Below are 4,228 nucleotides of genomic sequence, written 5' to 3' on the forward strand. Positions count from 1 at the left end.
GAACGGAAATCAACAGACAATTTTAACACAGCCTTAAAAAAGTTATAAAACCTCTGTAGAATGGATACCAACAGAGGTTTCTAAAAATCTAATATTTATATTCCACCACCATCATCATGAATGGTGCTGTTCTCCTTGCGGATGTTGGCTGAAAGACTGAACGCTCCCACGGTTGCGATCAATGTGCTTAAAATGATAATAATATTATAAATATTAATCTCCACTAACAAATTCACAAGTATATATGATATTACAAGTGAAGCAAGTGGTGAAATAAGCCAGACTTTAAGAATTCTCTGAATAATAGATTTCTGCCAAATGCCAAACCCCTTTTGGGCAGCTCCAACACCCAAAATTCCACAAGTCGTTACTTGTGTCAGCGGTATCGGGAGTCCAAATAAGGATGACACAATAACCAAGGTTCCTCCAGTAAAGGAAACCGCACTTCCTTCCAGTAAAGACAGTCTGGTAATCTTCTTCCCATTCGTTTCTAGAACCCTGTTCCCTAGTAAAATAGCTCCGATTGAAACGAAGAGCCCGCCAATCCAGATTCCTTTAGTGGTGGAAATCATCCCGGCCCCAACCAATGGCCCAACAGCATTAGCGACATTATTCATCCCAGCCGAAAAAGCCTCTAAACAGCCCCCTACGACAAGTAAAACTGCCAGCCATTTTTTCCATTTGCCGTTTCCCGTTAGACCAACCCAGCGTTTCTCAGCCGCGGAAATGATTTTCCCAAGGAAAAACGTAATGAGAAAAGAAACAATCGGAACGACCACCCAAAATAAAACAATCACCAACAGGTTATTTATGTACAAACTTTTAAAAGCGACCCCAGCTCCTACAATCGAACCAACAGTAACCTCACTTGTCGATAGGGGAATTCCAATAATATTTGCAATAAATAATGTCAATGTAGCTCCAGCAAGGATTAGAACGACTAATTTAATCGTTAGGAGATGGGAAGGGATAATTCCCTCGCCAATTGTTTTCACAACCTCTCCACCGCCCAATACTGCCCCTAGGAAAGCGGACATCGCCACTAATACCATCGCCAGTCGCTTACTCTTTATGGCGTCTGCACCATAGGCTGACCCCATCGAGGCTGCCGTCCCGCTTGCTCCAATATTCATCGCAAAGAAAAAAGCAATTATAAAAGCAATAGACGTCCAAACCATGTAGAATCTCCCCTTATGTCCACAATCTATAAAACTGGTAAACTACAATCTCGTTCCAGTTTCAATTCACACTATTCAGGTAGGAATAATTTAATATGTTGACTATTATACCGCTCTCCCCCTCAATAATCAATAAATTATTTCAGATGTCTTTGAATTTTCTAAAAAAAGTGGAAATAACGTTCATTAAATCGACTGATCGACTTTTTTGAACAAAAAAAAGAGTCCGTGGACTCTTTTTTCAAAGATAATTAGTAACCGGCTAAGCCAGATCAACAGTCTGGGATGCGGACAATAATGAAAAACCCTCATATCCCTTCGCTGCAATCTCATCACATTTTTGTCGGTATACGCCGACTCCGCCTAAATAAATCAGGAATCCACGCGGCTTACCAGGAATATTTGCACCAGTGTACCATGAGTCAGTTTTCGTAAAGAGCGTGGATTCAGCCACTTCCCGGCAATGTTTACTCCATGCTTCCTCTGCGTCAACATTCGCCTCAATTGTTTCCACACCATTCTTTTGCATATACTCAATACAATCAGCAATCCATTCGACATGCTGTTCGATTGAGACAGGCATGTTACTTAAAACCGAAGGACTTTCCGGTCCAGTAATCATGAACATATTTGGAAACCCAGCGTTGGCGATTCCAAGATAGGTCCTTGTCTGTGCTCCCCCTGCCCATTTCTCCTTCAGTGTCACTCCGTCTTTACCCCGGATATCCATTTTCAACAAAGGCCCTGTCATTCCATCGTATCCTGTCGCAAAAACAAGTGTGTCCAATTCATACTCTCCGTCTGTTGTACTGAGCCCATTAGGAGTAATTTCCTCAATAGGCGCTTTCTTTACGTCTACTAATGTGACGTTGTTACGGTTATACGTTTCATAATAATTCGTGTCAATGATTGGCCGCTTCGTCCCATAAAAATAACTTGGCAGGAGTTTCTGGGCTACATTAGGATCTTCTACGATTTGACAGATTTTAGTCCGGATAAATTCGGCCACAGTTTCGTTAGCTGCTTCATTAATCGTAATATCATAATAAGCGCTAAACAGCCCTAGTCCACCTTTCTCCCATGCCTCCTCGTAGACCCGCTCCCGCTCCTCAGGTGTCACTTCCAGTGCTGACTTAGTAGGGATTGGCACTGGCTGGCCCCCCTGAGATTCACGCATTTGACGTTTGATCTCGCTGAAATTTTCCTTCGTCTTCCGGATGTACTCTGGGTCATAAGGATGATTTCGCGCAGGAGCGCAGTACTGTGGTGTCCGCTGGAACACAGTAAGGTGCTCGGCCTCTGCTGCAATGACTGGGATGGCCTGAACACCAGTCGACCCCGTTCCAATAATTCCTACCCGCTTCCCCTTGAAATCAACCTTTTCATGCGGCCAATGCCCGGTGTGGTACCAGTCCCCCTTAAAATTTTGTATCCCTTTAAAATTTGGAATATTGGCGGCTGATAGACAACCTACACCCGTGATAAAGAACTTGGCTGATACGCTTGTCCCATCATTTAAATAGATCTGCCATCTATTCGTCTCTTCGTTATAATGTGCTGCATTTATCCGTGTCTTAAATTGGATATCACGACGAAGGTCAAACTTGTCTGCGACGAAGTTTAAGTAACGCAGGATCTCTGGCTGCTCAGGATATCTAGAGGTCCATGTCCATTCTTTATAGAGTTCTTCTGAAAAAGTATAGTTATAATAGATGCTTTCCGAGTCACAGCGTGCTCCGGGATAGCGGTTCCAATACCATGTACCGCCAACACCATCACCCGCTTCATAAACACGGGTAGAGAAACCTGCCTCACGTAAGCGATGAAGCGTATATAACCCCGAAAAACCTGCCCCAACAACAACAGCGTCGTAATTAGCAATATGATTCGATTGTTTCATAGATTTCATCATACTCCTCCTCCAGCATCTATATTAATTGTTAAACCCTGCCAACCTTTTGGTCAATTTCACTTAGGAACTTGGCGAATTTAGAAATCGATCCTTTAATCCGCTCTGGAAATACCGCCATATTTGTAAAATAACCATGCACTAGCCCCTCTTCAATGATTGATTCAACCTTGACCCCTGCCTGCTTCAGACGTTCAGCATAGGCTAAACCTTCATCTCTAAGGACATCATTTTCTGCAGTAATGACATAGGCCGGTGGAAGATTGCTTAAATCCTCAGCCAATAATGGCGCGATGTATTTATTTTTTGTATCCTCTTCATTGTTAATATAGTAATTGCCAAACCATTTCATTAAGTCTCGATCCAGCCCAAACCCTTGTTGAAACTCTTCATAAGATTTGGTGTCATACCCTAATGCAGTTACTGGATAAATAAGAACTTGGGCTGCTACTTCTGGACCATTTTGTTCCTTGGCGATTAACGAAACGACCGCAGATAGATTCCCACCAGCACTATCACCGCCAACCACTAGGTTGGAAGCGTTTCCATTTAATGCCGCAGCATTTTCACTAACCCACTTTAATGCAGCATAAGAATCTTCTACCGGAATAGGGAATTTATATTCAGGTGCAAGCCTATAATCCACAGAAACTACTACTCTACCTGTTTGATTGGCAATCATTCGGCAGCTTGGATCGGCCGTCTCAAGATCACCAATTACCCAGCCACCGCCATGGTAATAGACAAACAGCGGAAATGGTCCTTGGCCTTCCGGTGTGTAGATCCTGACTTTGATTTCCGTATCATCTGCTACAGGAATCAATCTGTCCTCTACCTTCGCAAGCGGCGCCAACTCTACCTCAACAGGAGGGGCTAAAGCAAACATTTCTCTAACGGTTTGTGCATCTAATGTCTGGATCAATGGCATCTGACTGAACATTTCTAAATAAACTTTTGCTTGCGGATCTAAATTGGCCAAAGAACATCTTCCTTTCCTAATGAGGATTTTTTAACTTTCATAGAAAAAGATTTTCTTAAAAGTCTATCTAAAGATTATAATTTTTTGTATAATTTGAATATTCCCAATTTTAGACGTGCTATATCCCCAAAAAGGAGATGATATTTTGACATCTCAGTATAC

Annotated in this window: 3 protein-coding genes; all 3 read right to left on the minus strand. The window is 42.5% G+C overall.

Annotation, left to right across the window (positions count from 1 at the left end; translation table 11 throughout):
* Positions 1–95: 95 nt before the first annotated feature.
* Positions 96–1,178 (minus strand): inorganic phosphate transporter, encoded by a 1,083-nt coding sequence (locus V7659_RS21750; protein WP_335542190.1) that lies wholly within the window; start codon positions 1,176–1,178, stop codon positions 96–98.
* 262 nt (positions 1,179–1,440) lie between these two features.
* Positions 1,441–3,090 carry a flavin-containing monooxygenase gene (locus V7659_RS21755; RefSeq protein WP_335542191.1) on the minus strand — a complete coding sequence of 550 codons (1,650 nt, stop codon included), beginning with the start codon at positions 3,088–3,090 and terminating at the stop codon, positions 1,441–1,443.
* 28 nt (positions 3,091–3,118) lie between these two features.
* Positions 3,119–4,066 (minus strand): alpha/beta hydrolase, encoded by a 948-nt coding sequence (locus tag V7659_RS21760; protein ID WP_335542193.1) that lies wholly within the window; start codon positions 4,064–4,066, stop codon positions 3,119–3,121.
* Positions 4,067–4,228 lie beyond the last annotated feature (162 nt).

Source organism: Neobacillus drentensis, from assembly GCF_036966985.1.
Taxonomy (GTDB): Bacteria; Bacillota; Bacilli; order Bacillales; family Cytobacillaceae; genus Neobacillus; species Neobacillus drentensis_E.

What these genes read in the sequence shown, in the direction of transcription:
- V7659_RS21750 (WP_335542190.1), bottom strand. Translation starts at nt 1,178, where the DNA reads ATGGTTTGGACGTCTATTGCTTTTATAATTGCTTTTTTCTTTGCGATG.
- V7659_RS21755 (WP_335542191.1), bottom strand. Translation starts at nt 3,090, where the DNA reads ATGATGAAATCTATGAAACAATCGAATCATATTGCTAATTACGACGCT.